This is a genomic window from Methylobacterium guangdongense (assembly GCF_038442355.1).
Lineage (GTDB): Bacteria > Pseudomonadota > Alphaproteobacteria > Rhizobiales > Beijerinckiaceae > Methylobacterium > Methylobacterium guangdongense.
Genome location: NZ_JBBXMX010000002.1, coordinates 480,356 through 495,019, shown reverse-complemented (window position 1 = coordinate 495,019; position 14,664 = coordinate 480,356). Strand labels below are relative to the sequence as shown.

The following is a 14,664-nucleotide window of genomic DNA, read 5'->3' as shown; positions in this document are numbered from 1 at the left end:
CCGGGCTTACGCCTTCTTCTCGGGCAGGTTGAGCCGGATGTGCAGCTCGCGCAACTGCTTGGGCGTCGCCTCGGAGGGCGCACCCATCATCAGGTCCTCGGCGCGCTGGTTCATCGGGAACAGCACCACCTCGCGGATGTTCGGCTCGTTGCACAGGAGCATGACGATGCGGTCCACCCCCGGCGCGATGCCGCCGTGCGGCGGGGCGCCCATGCGCAGCGCGTTCAGCATGCCGCCGAACTTCTGCTCCAGCACCTCTTGGCCGTAGCCCGCGATGGCGAAGGCCTTCTCCATCACGTCCGGACGGTGGTTGCGGATCGCCCCGGAGGACAGCTCCACGCCGTTGCAGACGATGTCGTACTGGAACGCCTTGATATTGAGGATCCGCTTGGTGTTCGGGCCGTTCTCGTCCTCGGCCGACAGGGCATCGAGGTCGAGGGCCAGGAACTCCTCCCGGTCGATGTTCGGCATCGAGAACGGATTGTGGGAGAAGTCGATCCGCTTCTCCTCCTCGCTCCACTCGTACATCGGGAAATCGGTGATCCAGCAGAAGGCGAACTGGTCCTTGTCGCACAGGCCCAGCTCGTCGCCGATGCGGATGCGGGCCTTGCCGGCGAGCCCGGCCGCCTTGCCCTCGACGCCGGCGGAGAAGAACACCGCGTCGCCGGCCTTCGCCCCGGCGCGCTCCGCGATGAGCGCCTGGACCTCGGCCGGGATGAACTTGGCGATCGGCCCCTTGCCGGAGAGCTGGCCGTTCTCCTCCTCGAAGACGACGTAGCCCAGCCCCGGCGCGCCCTCGGAGCGGGCCCAGTCGTTCAGCCTGTCGAAGAAGGAGCGCGACTGCGCCGCCGCCCCGGTCGCCGGGATCGCCCGGACGACGCCGCCGGAGGCGATCACGCCCTTGAACGCCTTGAAGGCCACGTCCTCGCGGGCGAACAGGTCGGTCACGTCGGCGATGATCAGCGGGTTGCGCAGGTCCGGCTTGTCGACGCCGTACTTCAGCATCGAATCCGCGAAGGTGATCCGCGGGAATTCCCGGGTGACGCGCTTGCCCTCGGCGAACTCGTCGAACACGCCACGCAGCACCGGCTCCACCGCCTGGAACACGTCCTCCTGGGTGACGAAGCTCATCTCGATATCGAGCTGGTAGAATTCGCCCGGCGAGCGGTCGGCCCGGGCGTCCTCGTCGCGGAAGCAGGGCGCGATCTGGAAGTAGCGGTCGAAGCCCGCGATCATCGTCAGCTGCTTGAACTGCTGCGGCGCCTGCGGCAGCGCGTAGAACTTCCCGGGATGGACGCGCGACGGCACGAGGTAGTCGCGGGCGCCCTCGGGCGAGGAGGCCGTCAGGATCGGCGTCTGGAACTCGAAGAACCCGCCTTCGCGCATCCGGCGGCGGAGCGAGTCGATGATCGCCCCGCGCTTCATGATGTTGGCGTGGAGCTTCTCCCGGCGCAGGTCGAGGAAGCGGTAGCGCAGCCGCGTCTCCTCCGGGTACTCCAGGTCACCGAAGACCGGCAGCGGCAGCTCGCCCGCCGGACCCAGCACCTCGAGGTCGTCGATGTAGACCTCGACCGCGCCGGTCGGCAGCTCGGCGTTCTCGGTACCTGCGGGCCGCGTCCGCACGCGGCCGTCGATGCGCACGACCCACTCCGAGCGAACGCCCTCGGCCGCCTTGAAGGCCGGGGAATCGGAATCGACCACGCACTGGGTCAGCCCGTAATGATCGCGCAGATCGATGAACAGCACGCCGCCGTGGTCGCGGATGCGGTGACACCAGCCTGAGAGGCGGACGGACTGCCCGACATCGGACGGGCGGAGCGCCCCGCAGGTGTGGGAACGGTAACGGTGCATGACGGGCTTCTTCTCTGGGAAGGCCGGCACCATTCACGCGAGGCCCCCCAAGTCAAGCACGGTTCTGCCGTGCGGTCGGCGCGAAGCCCCTCAGGAAGCGGCCATCGCCGGACCCGCCGGACTACCGGATTGGGCCCGGAATCCCCATATCATGTCCATGAGCCAGAACACTTTTTTCCCATCGGTGGTCGAGCGGGCGGCGCCCCGTGAGACGCTGGTACATGCGTGGCGGACGCTGCCGCTCGACGGGCATTTCGACCTCGTCTACGAGGATGCGGCCGGTGCCTGGAGCAACCGGTCCCTCGACGCGCGCGAGCTCAAGCTCGGGCCCGGCCGGACCCTGCTGGGCGGCATCGACGCAAGACGGGGTGGTTATCGCGGCTTCCGCGTCGACCGGATCCGCCGCCTCGTCGACGGGGCCACGGGCGAGCGCATCGAGACCGGGATCCTCGATCGTCTGCTCGGACGTGCGGAGGCGCAGCGCCGGGCCGATGCGCTCCGGTTCAAGCGACGGGCCAAGGCGCGCCGGAACGCCGCCGCACGGTCGGTCGAAGCGGTCCCGTGACGGGAATGCGGGAAAAACCGGGACGCGACGCGGGTTTCCCTCCCCAGCGCCGCGCCGGTTGCGTATAGCCGGTGCATGGATCTGATTTCTTCAACCGACACGCTGCGGGACATCTGCACGCGTCTGGCCGCGCAGCCCTTCGTGACCGTCGACACGGAGTTCATGCGTGAGACGACCTATTATCCCAAGCTCTGCCTGATTCAGATGGCGGCCCCGGACGGTACCGCCGTGCTGGTCGATCCCCTGGCGCCTGGGATCGACCTCAAGCCGTTTATCGATCTGATGGCGGATACCCGGACCGTGAAGGTCTTCCACTCAGCACGCCAGGATCTCGAGATCGTCTGGATGCTGGGCGGGATCCTGCCGCATCCGTTCTTCGACACGCAGGTCGCCGCCATGGTGTGCGGCTACGGTGATTCCGTCTCGTACGAGCAGCTCGTCAACGATGTCGCCAAGGCCAAGATCGACAAGTCGTCCCGGTTCACCGACTGGTCGCGGCGTCCCCTCTCGGATGCGCAGCTCATCTACGCGCTGTCCGACGTCACGCATCTGGTGAAGGTCTACGAGGTCCTCGTCGCCGAGTTGCTGCGCACCGATCGCGGCGTGTGGCTCGACGAGGAGATGGCGGTGTTGACCTCGCCGGAGACCTACCGGGCCGACCCGTCCCAGGCATGGCGGCGCCTCTCCGGCCGCATGCGCAAGCCGCGGGAGATCGCCGTCCTGATGGAGGTCGCGGCGTGGCGCGAGGGCGAGGCCCAGAGCCGCAACGTCCCGCGCGGGCGCGTTCTGAAGGACGAGGCGGTGATCGACATCGCTTCGGCCGCGCCCCGGAGCGTCGAGGCGCTCGGCCGCCTGCGCACGATCCCGGCGGGCTTCGAGCGATCCCGTACGGGCGCCGATATCCTCGCGGCGGTGGAACGCGGGCTGTCCCGCGATACGGCCGACATCCGCATGCCGGAACGGCTCCGCCGCAGCGGCGGCAATGGGGCGATCGTCGAACTCCTCAAGGTGTTGTTGAAGGCGGTCTGCGAGGCCGAGGGTGTCGCCCCGAAGATCATCGCGACCGTCGATGATCTGGAGGCCATCGCCGACGATGATGCGGCCGAGGTGCCGGCCCTCGAAGGCTGGCGGCGGATGCTGTTCGGCGAGAAGGCTCTGGCGCTCAAGCAGGGCCGTCTGGCGCTGTCCGTCGAGCGCGGTCGTATCGTGGTACGGGATCTCGATACGCCTGCGCCGGCCGAGGTAAGCGGCACGACGGTGTGAACGATCATCGGCGCTTGTACCGCGCCGCCGGCGTCCAAGCGTGACTTAGCCGCTGGGTGGGATTAAGTGGCAATTCGATTGCCGTTCCTTCCCGCCCGTGCGTCCCGCGTATGTTCGAGCCGAACGAAGTCCTCAAGACGTTGACCGGCCGCGGTCTGGTTACGGCGGAGGGATGCGCTTCGGTTCGGGTTCGCTACCGCGTCGTCGTCGAGCGCCGGGATGGCGGGATCGTTGCCTACGGCACGCTCAACGGCAGCCACGCCAACCTGCGGCCGATCTGGCTCGAGCCGGACGCACAGCTACGGCTCACGAATGGTCGACGGCTCAGCATTTCGATCACCGACCTGATCGGCGACGAGGCGGAGTTCGAGAGCACTGGCCCAATCGGCATCCTCTGACATCCGGCGCCCGCCGCTCAGGCGCGGCCACCATCGAACAGAACGGTGGGGACGCTTGGGATAATTCGGCAATTTGTCGCGCCCCTTCGGACCATCGGTGGATCGATCCCGATTATCGGGGTCTGCGGCGACCGGGCGCATAAGTGCTACACTGCACAATAGATCATGCCGCGCGTCATCCGGCGATACCGCACTGCGCTCCTTGGCAGCCGCGACGCCATATCGGCATCAGGCTATTCCAGCACTATCCACGCGAATGCCGCATGCTGGCGTCCAGCAACGCTTACTCAGTTGCAAGTTCTGCATAGGGTACGCTCACGTCGCCGTGAGAAGCGACCGGAAACGCCATCCTGCCATTGTGCGATGCACCATTTATTTTCGTGGCTCGATGACGTTTGACTGGCCTTTGTAACCTCCGAAGAAGCCTTCACCCTGTGTCGAGAACCGGGGAACGGCGAGTTGACGGCGCTCAAAAATCTCTTAAGGTCCGGGCAAGCCTCGGTTTCGAGGGGGCCGCCTCAGGGATGGCGGTTCCTGGCCAGGGGATCTCAAGATCTCCTGAAGTCAATGAAGCCCGCTACCGAGGCGTCCATCCCTGTCGCAAACAGTCAGGTCGGAGTCCGAGCGACGACGTTCTCCAAGCGCGTCGCGAACACTCTCAAAGACTTGTCGGAGGAACCCATGAGAGCAGTGCATCTCCTTGCGCTCGGCGCGGGTGTCGCGGCGGTTGCCGCGCCGGCGCTGGCCAACGAAAGCGTTATGAAGGGCATCGCCAACCCGGCGGAGCAGGTGCTCCAGACGGTTGACTACGCCAACACCCGCTATTCGAAGCTCGACCAGATCAACGCGTCGAACGTGAAGAACCTCCAGGTTGCCTGGACCTTCTCGACCGGCGTTCTGCGCGGCCACGAGGGCTCGCCGCTCGTCGTCGGCAACGTCATGTACGTGCACACGCCGTTCCCGAACATCGTGTACGCCCTCGACCTCGACCACGAGGCGAAGATCCTCTGGAAGTACGAGCCGAAGCAGGATCCGTCCGTGATCCCGGTCATGTGCTGTGACACGGTCAACCGTGGTCTGGCCTACGCCGACGGCGCCATCCTCCTGCACCAGGCCGACACCACCCTCGTGTCGCTCGACGCCAAGACCGGCAAGGTCAACTGGTCGGTCGTGAACGGCGACCCGAAGAAGGGCGAGACCAACACCGCGACGGTCATTCCGATCAAGGACAAGGTCATCGTCGGCATCTCGGGCGGCGAGTTCGGCGTGCAGTGCCACGTCACCGCCTACGACCTGAAGACCGGCAAGAAGGTGTGGCGCGGCTACTCCGAGGGCCCGGACGATCAGATGCTGATCGACCCGGAGAAGACCACCTCGCTCGGCAAGTCGGTCGGAAAGGACTCCTCGCTGAAGACCTGGGAAGGCGATCAGTGGAAGACCGGCGGCGGCTGCACCTGGGGCTGGTTCTCCTACGATCCCAAGCTCGACCTGATGTACTACGGCTCGGGCAACCCCTCGACCTGGAACCCGAAGCAGCGTCCGGGCGACAACAAGTGGTCGATGACCATCTGGGCGCGTAACCCCGACACGGGCGTGGCCAAGTGGGTCTACCAGATGACCCCCCACGACGAGTGGGACTACGACGGCATCAACGAGATGATCCTCACGGATCAGAAGATCGACGGCAAGGAGCAGCCGCTCCTGACCCACTTCGACCGTAACGGCTTCGGCTACACGCTGAACCGCGCGGACGGCAGCCTGCTCGTGGCTGAGAAGTACGACCCGGCCGTGAACTGGGCGACCAAGGTCGACATGGACAAGGGCTCGAAGAACTACGGCCGGCCGCTGGTCGTGTCGAAGTACTCGACCGAGCAGAACGGTGAGGACACCAACTCCAAGGGTATCTGCCCGGCGGCCCTCGGGTCGAAGGATCAGCAGCCTGCGGCCTACTCGCCGAAGACCCAGCTGTTCTACGTGCCCACCAACCACGTCTGCATGGACTACGAGCCGTTCCGGGTGACCTACACCCCGGGCCAGCCCTACGTCGGTGCGACCCTCTCGATGTACCCGGCCCCGAACTCGCACGGCGGCATGGGCAACTTCATCGCGTGGGATGGCGTCAACGGCAAGATCAAGTGGTCCGACGCCGAGCAGTTCTCGGTGTGGTCCGGTGCTCTGGCCACCGCCGGCGACGTGGTGTTCTACGGAACGCTTGAGGGCTACCTGAAGGCGGTCGACGACAAGACCGGCAAGGAGCTGTTCAAGTTCAAGACCCCGTCGGGCATCATCGGCAACGTGATGACCTACCAGCACAAGGGCAAGCAGTACGTGGGCGTCCTGTCGGGCGTCGGCGGCTGGGCCGGCATCGGCCTCGCGGCCGGCCTGACCGACCCGAACGCCGGCCTCGGCGCGGTGGGTGGCTACGCGGCTCTGTCGCAGTACACCAACCTCGGCGGCCAGCTGACCGTCTTCGCTCTGCCGAACTAATCGGCCGCAGGGTATAAGATGAGATGGGTGCCGGCGCGGGCTTCCGCGCCGGCACTCTTTTGACTAGACTTGCGCGTAAGAGGCTGTCGCTCGCAGGAAGACGAAAGGCCTCGGAACAGGGAGACAGATGCGTTGCTCAACCTCAGCAAGATCGTAACGCGGCCGGTTATCGCCGCCCTCGCCCTAGTGACCGTTTCTGCGGTTGCCGTACATGCTGAGGATGCCAAGCCCGCTGCCGACCCCAGACTCGCCGATTCGTTGAACCCGAACGACAAGACTGCCGAGCAGGATCCCGCCTTGCTCAAGCGGGATGCGGCGGTGAAGATCGAAGACGGCAAGTACATGGATGCCGAAGGCCACCCGACGTTTCACGTGACCCAGGACGGCAAGATGCTCGACTGGTACACCTACTCGGGTTACCGCCGGTATCACGCCGAGTGCCACGTCTGCCACGGCCCGGACGGCATGGGCTCGACCTACGCCCCGGCTCTGAAGGACTCGTTGAAGCACCTCTCGTACGAGGAGTTCATCGGCATCCTGGTCGGCGGCAAGCAGGACGTGAATGCCGCCGAGCAGAAGGTCATGCCGGCCTTCGGCGACAACAAGAACGTCATGTGCTACTCGGACGATCTCTACGTCTATCTGAAGGCGCGTGCTGCGGGCGCGATCGGACGGATTCGTCCCTCCGAGCACGAGGACAAGCCTGAGGCGGCCAAGAAGGCCGAGAAGGAGTGCATGGGCTTCTGATGGCGCCCTTTGCCCGGATCCTCGCCCTTTGCGCCCTGTCGTTGACGACGGCGCAGGGGGCGCTCGCCCAGCATCTGCCGGACACGGTGACCACGGACGTGCTGCGCGTCTGTGGGGACCCGGGCAACATGCCGTTCTCCGAACGCAAGGAGGACGGCTTCGAGAACAAGATCGCGTCGATCATCGCCGACGAGCTCAAAGTCAAGGTCCGCTATTACTGGCTGACGCAGGGTCCCGGTTTCGTGCGCAACACGCTCGGAACCGGCCTGTGCGACCTGATCATGGGCCAGGCCTTCGGCAGCGACCTCGTCCAGACGACCAATCCGTACTATCGCTCGGCCTACACGCTGGTGACCCGGGCCGGCGACTTCGACGGCATCACGGCCCTCGACGACCCGCGCCTGAAGGGTAAGAGCATCGGCGTGATCGCCGGAACGCCGCCGGTCAATCGGATGGGTGAACTCGGCCTCGTGTCGAGCATGAAGGCCTATGCGCCCTACCAGCTCGATCCGGCCCGCAAGTACCAGACGGTGGCGGCCGAGATCGTCGCGGCGCTCGCCGCGAAGGAGATCGACGCGGCGGTGCTCTGGGGCCCGGCCGCAGGCTGGCTGGCCAAGCAATCCGGTACGGCGATGACCGTCGTACCGTTGCTCAAGGAGCCGGAGCGGCCGCCGATGGCCTATCGGATCGCCATGGGCGTCCGGATCGGCGAGAACGATTGGAAGCGCACGCTCAACACCGTCCTGCGCAAGCGCAAGGCCGATATCGACAAGGTCCTGCGCGACTACGACGTGCCGCTCCTCGACGAGGAGGAGAACAAGCTGGCCCAGCCCAGGGAGCGGTGAGCGGGTTCAGGCCCGCTCGATTCCGGTCCGGTCGAGCTTCTCCAGCGCATCCACCACCCGCTCGCCGCCGATGACGAGATACGGTGCGATCTCGGCCAGCGGCACGAGCACGAAGGCGCGCTCCCGCACATAGCGGTGCGGCAGGACGAGGCGGGCATCGTCCACCGCGGCGCCCTCATAGGCCAGCACATCGATGTCGATGACCCGCGGCCCCCAGCGCTCCTCGCGCACCCGCCCGAGATCCTGCTCGATGCCGAGGCAGGCATCCAGCAGGCCGTGCGGATCGAGATCCGTATCCACCGCCACCGCGCCGTTCAGGAACCAGGGCTGATCGGTCTTGCCCCAGGGCGGCGTGCGATAATCGGCCGAGCGCGCCAGGACCCGGATGCCGGGCGTCGCCGCGAGACCCGCCACGGCCCGATCGAGCGTCGCGGCCATGTCGCCGATATTGCTGCCGATACCGAGATAGGCTCTCATGCCTGCGCTCCGCGGCGACGGAGGATCTCGATGCTGACGCCCTCAAGGATTGCGGGCACCGGGGCACTCGGCTTGTCGATCCGCACCGTAATGGCGTCCACACGCGTGTGTCGGTCGAGGATCGCCGCCGCGATGGTCTCAGCCAGCGCCTCGATCAGGTTGAAGCGGCGCTCCGTGGCGATCTCGACGGCGATCTGCGTGAGATCCGCGTAGCTCACCGTGCCGGCGACCTCGTCGGAGCGCCCCGCCTCGCCGAGATCCAGCTGGGCTTCGAGGGAGATGTAGAAGCGCTGCCCGAGGACCGCCTCCTCGGGCAGCAGGCCATGCCGGCCGAATACGGCGATCCGCGTCACGCGGATGAGATCACCCGCCATGCTCAATGCGCCTCCGGACGCATGACGGCGTCGACCACGCGCAAGGCCTCGACATGGGCCGCCACGTCGTGGACGCGTACGATGTCGGCACCGAGCGTCGCTGCGACCGCGTGGGCGGCGAGGGACCCGGTCAGGCGATCGGCGGGACGGGTGTCGCGATCGTGCAGCCGCCCCAGGAGCGATTTCCGGGAGACGCCGACCAGCACCGGGAAACCGAGGGCTCGGATCTCGGGCAGGCGCCTCAGGGCTTCGAGGTGCTGGGCCCAGGTCTTGCCGAAACCGACGCCGGGATCGAGCACGATATCCGAATCCGCGATTCCGGCGCGGTGGGCGATCTCGAGCGAGCGCTCGAAGAAGGTCAGCATGTCGGCGACGATGTCGATCTCCGCTTCGATCGTCTCGCGGTTGTGCATGACGATCACCGGAGCCCCGTGAGCGGCCGCCACCGTGGCGATGTCGGGCTCGCGCTGGAGGCCCCAGACGTCGTTGACGATTCGCGCTCCGGCTTCCAAGGCGAGTCGCGCGGTGGATGCCTTGTAGGTGTCGATAGAGATCGGCACGGCGAGATTCGGTGCCACGGCGCGGATCACCGGCAGGACGCGGGCCTGCTCCTCCTCGGCCGGCACCGGGACGTGGCCCGGCCGGGTCGATTCACCCCCGATGTCGAGAATCGCGGCACCCTCCGCCACCAGCCGCTCGGCCTGAGCGACGGCCGCGGCCTCCCCGGCGAACAGGCCGCCGTCGGAGAACGAATCGGGCGTGACGTTGAGAATACCCATCACCAGCGTGCGCCCGCCGAGGTTGGGCAGCAGATCGGACAGGCCGGGGGAGGGGGTCACGGTGCGGGTCCCGTTCAGGTGCGCGGTTCGGGGCCCGGTGTGCGCGAATCACAGGGCCGGCGCAACGCCGGCCCCGCGCATTCAGCCGCGGTAGCAGCGGATCTCGGCCTCGGCCTGGGCGCGGCGGAGTTCCGCGACCTTGTCGTCGAAGATCTTGGTCGACTTGAACTCGTTGGCCCGGTTGCCGATGCCCTGCCGCATCGACAGGACCGTGCTCGCCTGCACGTACTTGTCGTAGGGCAGGATGGCGGCGAGCTGGTCGAGCGAGCAGGAGCACTTCTGCAGGCTGTCCCGGGTCTGGCCGTTGGCCGCCATGCAGCCGAACACGTAATCGACCCGCGCATCGGTCGGATAATCGTTCTCCTCGGCCGCCCAGCCGGCCAGCCCCGAGAGGGTTAGGGCGAGGACGGCCAGCGCGCCGCTTTTAGCCAGCCTTGTGGTCATAGTTCAGCTTCTCCTCGAGCAACTCGCCGCCATCCTTGTTCTTCGAGGACGCCTCGATCGAGACGATCTCGCCGGGGACCGACGGGGCCGTGACGAAGGTATAGGTCATGTCGTCCATGCCGCGCATGCGCTGCGCCAACGCGTCGCCCGCGAAGGGCTTGGTGACCACCTGCCAGCCGTCGACCTCCTTGCCACCGACGCTGACCTTCGTGGGCGTCACGACGGCCTTGTCGCGCAGGCCTTTGCGGATCGCGAGCTTCAGGTAGCGCGGGTTCGCCTCCAACACCTTGGCCAGGCCCCGGAGGTGATTCTCCAGGAAGAGCGACACGACCGGATTGCCGGCCATGTCCTCGAAGGGGCCGGCCGGGACGCGGTTCAGGCCGGAGAACATCGTGACGCTGATATCCCGCGCGTCGGGGCTCTTGCCCGGCTCGACCTTCAGGATCAGCGTGTCCTCCAACGGCACCCCGAACGGCCCGCCGGAGATACCGGAGCGGCGCAGGTAATCGTACGTGATCGTCGATCCCGGCGCCGTATTCTTCATCTGCGGCTGATCGAACAGCAGATCGGCCGCCGAGGGCGGCGCTGCGGCGTTGGCTTGGGTGACAGTGGCGGGTTTCGGCGCATCCTCGGCGAAGGCGGGCAGCGCGGCTAGCGTCAGCGCCAGGGCGGTCGTGGCAACAAGTCTCACGAGTGCACTTCCTCCTTGAACGGCGACCGGACATTGCTCCCGATCGTCCGATAGACGTAATCGGGCGGGTTCTCGGCCGCCTCCTCGACGGCGAGCGCCCGCACCTTGGCGTGGAGCGGCGAGAGCGAGCAGGCCGGATCGGTCGCTGCAGCATCGCCGGCCAGCGCCAGCGCCTGGCAGCGGCAGCCGCCCCAGTCCTTCTCCCGCCGGTCGCAGGAGCGGCAGGGCTCCTGCATCCAGTCGGTGCCGCGATAGGCCGTGAAGGCGGGGGAGTCGCGCCAGATCTCACCGAGGGAATGATCGGCGACGTTCCAGAATTCCAAGTTCGGGATCGTCTCGGCGGCGTGGCAGGGCAGGACCTTTCCCTGCGGGGTCACGTTCATGAGCTTGCGGCCCCAGCCGCCCGCGCAGGCCTTCGGATACTTCGCGTAGTAATCCGGCACCACGAGATCGATCACGAGCTGGCCCTTCAGCCGCTCCCGCGCCGCCTCGACGATCCGGATCGACTCGTCCACCTGGGCCTTGTCGGGCATCAGCGCGGCGCGGTTGACGTAGGCCCAACCGTAATACTGCGTGTGCGCCACTTCGAGGCGCTTGGCGCCCATCTTGACCGCGAGATCGATGAAGCCCGAAACCTCGTGGATGTTGCCGCGGTGGATCACGGAATTCAGCGTCAGCGGCAGGCCAAGTTCAACCACCTTGGCGGCGAATTCGAATTTCTGCGGCTGCGCGTTCTTCAGCCCGCCGATCCTCTCGGCGTTCTGCGCATCGACGCCCTGCACCGAGAGCTGTACGTGATCGAGCCCGACATCGTAGAGGGCCTGGAGCTTGCCCAGCGCGCCGCCGACGCCCGAGGTGATCAGATTGGAATAAAGGCCGAGATCCGCACAGGTCTTGGTGATCTCGACGATGTCGTTGCGCGCCGTCGGCTCGCCGCCGGACAGGTGGACGTGGAGCACGCCGAGACTCACGGCCTCGGTGAAGACGCGCTGCCACGTCGCCGTGTCGAGCTCGCCCGAGCGGCGGTCGAGCTCCAGCGGATTCGAGCAATAGGGGCAGCGCAGCGGACAGCGATGGGTCAGCTCGGCGAGCAGACCCACCGGCGCCGGCGCCTCGGGCCGGTTCGGCGTGAGGGCGTTCATCGCTCCAGAACCCGCTTCTCGGCCAAACCGTCGAGCATCACCAGGATGTCGGCCTCGATGGCCCGGGGATCGGCCGCGTAGGTCTTGCCCAGCTCGTCGGCGATCGCCGCCACGCTGCGGTCGCCATCGACCAGCTTGAGAACCGCCACGGCGTTGTCGTCGAGGTCGAAGGTGCGCTCGGGGGCGAGCAGGACGTACTTGCCGCGGGTCTCGTCGTTGCGCAGGCGCACGCCCCGGGGGAGCCGCGGACGATCCTCGGCCACCATCTTGCGGGTGCCGCCCGCCGCCTGGACCGGCGCCGGCTCCGCGACGAGCCCCTCGCCCGGACGCCACGCGTCCGGCGGGATCATCCCGGGGGCGACATAGGCGAAGTACAGGGCGTCGAGCTGCGTCCAGAGAACGTTGCATTTGAACGTCAGCGCAGCCATCGCCTTGTGCTGCAACTCCGGCGTGGTCGCGTGCTGCTTGACGTAATCGAGGGCGAAGTCTGCATCCCGCGGCGCCTGGGTCAGACGCTTGTCGAAATAGGCCAACGTATCCTTGGTGATGAAGTCGTAGTTCTTGAGCATGCCGGCGACACGCTCGGAGATGATCGTCGGCGAGAACATCTCGGTCAGCGACGAAGCGATCGCCTCCAGGAGCGGCTTCTCGGCGACGAAGTGAACGTAGGCCTCCACCGAAAACTTGGTGGCCGAAAGGATGCCGCGGGTCGAGAGCACGTAATCCCGATCGAAGCCGACGCCCTCGGCGAGCTTCAGCCAGCGCTCGATGCCGCCATCGCCCTCGTGATCGCCGTCGTGGTCGACGATGCGCTGGCGCCAGATCCGGCGCAGCGACGCGTCGGTCATCCGCGCGAGCACAGCGGCGTCCTTCACCGGGATCATCGCCTGATAGTAGTAGCGGTTCAGCGCCCAGGCCCGGACCTGGTCCTTCGACAGTTTGCCGTCATGGAGCAGGCGGTGAAACGGGTGCAGGTTGTGATAGCGGCGCGCGCCGATATCGCGCAGCGCCGCCTCCAGTTCCTCAGGGCTCAGGAGACGCTGGCTCTCGGCGGCATCAGGGGTCGGGAAAACTGCGTTCATGGCGTGTCTGGCGTCCGTTCTCGGGTCGCGTTTCCTGTGTCGTCCCGCCCTCGGCAACGGGGCGTGTTCCTGAACTCACGGACGATATAGTGCCGAGACCCGATCGGCCCAACCGTCGTCGCCTGCCGAGATATTCTGTCGCGTCGTTGGACCTTCGGCCCGAGTGCTCCAATCCGGGTCCTCATCCTGAGGCGCCGGAGCGCAGCGCAGGCCTCGAAGGAGCCCGCCAGAAGGCTCTGCGATCCCTGGGGCCCTCCTTCGAGGCCCGCTGACGCGGGTGCCTCAGGATGAGAGGGTTGGGTTGGCTATGCAGCACCTTATAGCGACAGGCTCAGCCCATCATGGGCCACTGTCCATCCCGCCGCCTCGACATCCCCCCGCTCAGGGGATCCCTCGACCAGCACCGGATTGGTGTTGTTGATGTGCACGAAAACCCGCTGGCCTATTTCGGTCGCCGCCAGGGCGTCGATCGAACCGTTTTCGCCGCGCATCGGGACATGCCCCATGCGCCAACCGGTCTTCGTCCCGACGCCGGCCCGGATCATATCGTCGTCGTGTAGCACGGTGCCGTCGAACAGGAGTGCGTCGACGCCGGCGATGCGCGACCGCAAACCATCGGTCACCCGGGCGCAGCCTGGGATGTAGGCGAGACGCCGACCGCCGGCCTCGATCAAGGCGCCGACCGTGGTCTCGGTCTCGGCGCCGATCTCCATGGTCTCGTCCTCAAGCCAGAGCGGCACCTTGCCGGGGACCGGGAAGAGCGTGACCGACAGGCCGGGCAGGGGCTCGAACCGCTCATCCATCCCGATCGCCTGACGGGCCACGACGCCCTCGGCCATCACGTCGAAGACGCGGTTCGCGTTCACCGAGTCGAGGATGCCACGGGTGGCGTAAAGCGTGTAGGGCTGACCCTCACGCAGGGTCAGCAGACCCGCGACGTGATCGACATCGCCGTTGGTGAGAAGCACGGCGCGGATCGGCGAGTGGCGCAGGCCCTCGCGCGGATGCATGACCTGATTATCGAAAAACTGTTGCCGGATGTCCGGCGAGGCGTTGATCAGCAGCCAATCCGACCCATCCGCGGAGACCGCGATGCTCGACTGGGTCCGGGGCCGCACCCGGTCCGGCTCGGACCGCGCCAGTGTGCAGATGGGGCAGCGGCAATTCCACTGGGGAAGGCCGCCGCCGGCCGCGGAACCGAGGATCACGACGCGCATGGTGCGGCTCCCGAGATCCCCGGCCCGTAAAACTCAGTTGAAGGTGTCGATCTCGGCCGACTCGTAGCTCGTCACTTCCATGCCGACGCAGATCTCGGACACGATCGGGGCAGCCCACTTCATGGTGTTTCTCCTTGGCGGTATCCTCACCGAGCGTCACGCGGATCCTAAGAAGACCCTAAGACACTGATGGCGCTCTCGTTTTTAGGCGCGGACTTGGTATCGACCATTCGGACGCGCGC

Annotated in this window: 16 protein-coding genes; 6 read left to right on the top strand and 10 right to left on the bottom strand. The window is 66.7% G+C overall.

Annotated elements, in window-relative coordinates; all coding sequences use genetic code 11:
- Positions 1-6: 6 nt before the first annotated feature.
- On the bottom strand, positions 7-1,851 hold the full coding sequence (aspS, locus tag AAHG09_RS06170) for an aspartate--tRNA ligase (protein WP_342106044.1): 1,845 nt from the start codon (positions 1,849-1,851) through the stop codon (positions 7-9).
- Positions 1,852-2,008: 157 nt separating this feature from the next.
- Between aspS and AAHG09_RS06165 the strand changes: the two genes are divergently transcribed.
- From AAHG09_RS06165 to xoxJ, 6 genes are all read left to right on the top strand, one after another.
- Positions 2,009-2,416: a hypothetical protein gene (locus AAHG09_RS06165; RefSeq protein WP_342106043.1), complete on the top strand. Its 408-nt coding sequence runs from the start codon at positions 2,009-2,011 to the stop codon at positions 2,414-2,416.
- Between the two features lie 75 nt (positions 2,417-2,491).
- Positions 2,492-3,679 (top strand): ribonuclease D, encoded by a 1,188-nt coding sequence (gene rnd / locus AAHG09_RS06160; protein ID WP_342106041.1) that lies wholly within the window; start codon positions 2,492-2,494, stop codon positions 3,677-3,679.
- A gap of 110 nt (positions 3,680-3,789) precedes the next feature.
- Positions 3,790-4,077, top strand: a complete 288-nt coding sequence (locus AAHG09_RS06155) for a hypothetical protein (protein WP_342106040.1) — start codon at positions 3,790-3,792, stop codon at positions 4,075-4,077.
- Between the two features lie 681 nt (positions 4,078-4,758).
- The gene (xoxF1, locus tag AAHG09_RS06150; RefSeq protein WP_342106039.1) at positions 4,759-6,564 is read left to right on the top strand and encodes a lanthanide-dependent methanol dehydrogenase XoxF1; all 1,806 of its coding nucleotides are present in this window, start codon (positions 4,759-4,761) and stop codon (positions 6,562-6,564) included.
- A 132-nt stretch (positions 6,565-6,696) separates the two neighbouring features.
- Entirely contained in the window at positions 6,697-7,311 is a 615-nt protein-coding gene (locus AAHG09_RS06145) for a c-type cytochrome, methanol metabolism-related (protein ID WP_342106038.1), read from the top strand.
- Positions 7,311-8,156, top strand: a complete 846-nt coding sequence (gene xoxJ, locus AAHG09_RS06140; RefSeq protein WP_342106037.1) for a rare earth element methanol dehydrogenase accessory protein XoxJ — start codon at positions 7,311-7,313, stop codon at positions 8,154-8,156. Before AAHG09_RS06145 ends, xoxJ begins: the two co-directional genes overlap by 1 nt.
- Before the next feature lie 6 nt (positions 8,157-8,162).
- Here the strand turns inward: xoxJ and folK are convergent, their stop codons facing one another.
- The 9 genes from folK to pqqA all read right to left on the bottom strand — a co-directional run bounded on the left by folK (position 8,163) and on the right by pqqA (position 14,545).
- Positions 8,163-8,633 carry a 2-amino-4-hydroxy-6-hydroxymethyldihydropteridine diphosphokinase gene (folK, locus tag AAHG09_RS06135; RefSeq protein ID WP_342106036.1) on the bottom strand — a complete coding sequence of 157 codons (471 nt, stop codon included), beginning with the start codon at positions 8,631-8,633 and terminating at the stop codon, positions 8,163-8,165.
- The gene (gene folB, locus AAHG09_RS06130; protein WP_342106035.1) at positions 8,630-9,007 is read right to left on the bottom strand and encodes a dihydroneopterin aldolase; all 378 of its coding nucleotides are present in this window, start codon (positions 9,005-9,007) and stop codon (positions 8,630-8,632) included. Before folB ends, folK begins: the two co-directional genes overlap by 4 nt.
- Positions 9,008-9,009: 2 nt before the next feature.
- Positions 9,010-9,846 (bottom strand): dihydropteroate synthase, encoded by an 837-nt coding sequence (gene folP, locus AAHG09_RS06125; RefSeq protein WP_342106034.1) that lies wholly within the window; start codon positions 9,844-9,846, stop codon positions 9,010-9,012.
- An 81-nt stretch (positions 9,847-9,927) separates the two neighbouring features.
- A complete protein-coding gene (locus AAHG09_RS06120; protein ID WP_243998166.1) occupies positions 9,928-10,290 on the bottom strand; it encodes a hypothetical protein in 363 nt (120 codons plus the stop codon).
- The gene (locus tag AAHG09_RS06115) at positions 10,271-10,981 is read right to left on the bottom strand and encodes a hypothetical protein (protein ID WP_342106033.1); all 711 of its coding nucleotides are present in this window, start codon (positions 10,979-10,981) and stop codon (positions 10,271-10,273) included. The genes AAHG09_RS06120 and AAHG09_RS06115 overlap by 20 nt, the downstream gene beginning before the upstream one ends.
- Entirely contained in the window at positions 10,978-12,123 is a 1,146-nt protein-coding gene (gene pqqE, locus AAHG09_RS06110) for a pyrroloquinoline quinone biosynthesis protein PqqE (RefSeq protein WP_342106032.1), read from the bottom strand. Before pqqE ends, AAHG09_RS06115 begins: the two co-directional genes overlap by 4 nt.
- Entirely contained in the window at positions 12,120-13,205 is a 1,086-nt protein-coding gene (pqqC, locus tag AAHG09_RS06105; protein ID WP_342106031.1) for a pyrroloquinoline-quinone synthase PqqC, read from the bottom strand. The genes pqqE and pqqC overlap by 4 nt, the downstream gene beginning before the upstream one ends.
- A gap of 317 nt (positions 13,206-13,522) precedes the next feature.
- Positions 13,523-14,422 carry a pyrroloquinoline quinone biosynthesis protein PqqB gene (pqqB, locus tag AAHG09_RS06100; RefSeq protein WP_342106030.1) on the bottom strand — a complete coding sequence of 300 codons (900 nt, stop codon included), beginning with the start codon at positions 14,420-14,422 and terminating at the stop codon, positions 13,523-13,525.
- A 33-nt stretch (positions 14,423-14,455) separates the two neighbouring features.
- Positions 14,456-14,545 (bottom strand): pyrroloquinoline quinone precursor peptide PqqA, encoded by a 90-nt coding sequence (pqqA, locus tag AAHG09_RS06095; RefSeq protein WP_012317526.1) that lies wholly within the window; start codon positions 14,543-14,545, stop codon positions 14,456-14,458.
- Between the last annotated feature and the right edge of the window lie 119 nt (positions 14,546-14,664).

Excerpts from the sequence above, each read along its gene's own strand:
- pqqE (WP_342106032.1), bottom strand. The coding sequence starts at position 12,123 with ATGAACGCCCTCACGCCGAACCGGCCCGAGGCGCCGGCGCCGGTGGGT.
- folB (WP_342106035.1), bottom strand. The coding sequence starts at position 9,007 with ATGGCGGGTGATCTCATCCGCGTGACGCGGATCGCCGTATTCGGCCGG.
- pqqC (WP_342106031.1), bottom strand. The coding sequence starts at position 13,205 with ATGAACGCAGTTTTCCCGACCCCTGATGCCGCCGAGAGCCAGCGTCTC.
- AAHG09_RS06165 (WP_342106043.1), top strand. The coding sequence starts at position 2,009 with ATGAGCCAGAACACTTTTTTCCCATCGGTGGTCGAGCGGGCGGCGCCC.
- rnd (WP_342106041.1), top strand. The coding sequence starts at position 2,492 with ATGGATCTGATTTCTTCAACCGACACGCTGCGGGACATCTGCACGCGT.
- pqqB (WP_342106030.1), bottom strand. The coding sequence starts at position 14,422 with ATGCGCGTCGTGATCCTCGGTTCCGCGGCCGGCGGCGGCCTTCCCCAG.
- pqqA (WP_012317526.1), bottom strand. The coding sequence starts at position 14,545 with ATGAAGTGGGCTGCCCCGATCGTGTCCGAGATCTGCGTCGGCATGGAA.
- xoxF1 (WP_342106039.1), top strand. The coding sequence starts at position 4,759 with ATGAGAGCAGTGCATCTCCTTGCGCTCGGCGCGGGTGTCGCGGCGGTT.
- xoxJ (WP_342106037.1), top strand. The coding sequence starts at position 7,311 with ATGGCGCCCTTTGCCCGGATCCTCGCCCTTTGCGCCCTGTCGTTGACG.
- AAHG09_RS06120 (WP_243998166.1), bottom strand. The coding sequence starts at position 10,290 with ATGACCACAAGGCTGGCTAAAAGCGGCGCGCTGGCCGTCCTCGCCCTA.
- folK (WP_342106036.1), bottom strand. The coding sequence starts at position 8,633 with ATGAGAGCCTATCTCGGTATCGGCAGCAATATCGGCGACATGGCCGCG.
- AAHG09_RS06155 (WP_342106040.1), top strand. The coding sequence starts at position 3,790 with ATGTTCGAGCCGAACGAAGTCCTCAAGACGTTGACCGGCCGCGGTCTG.
- aspS (WP_342106044.1), bottom strand. The coding sequence starts at position 1,851 with ATGCACCGTTACCGTTCCCACACCTGCGGGGCGCTCCGCCCGTCCGAT.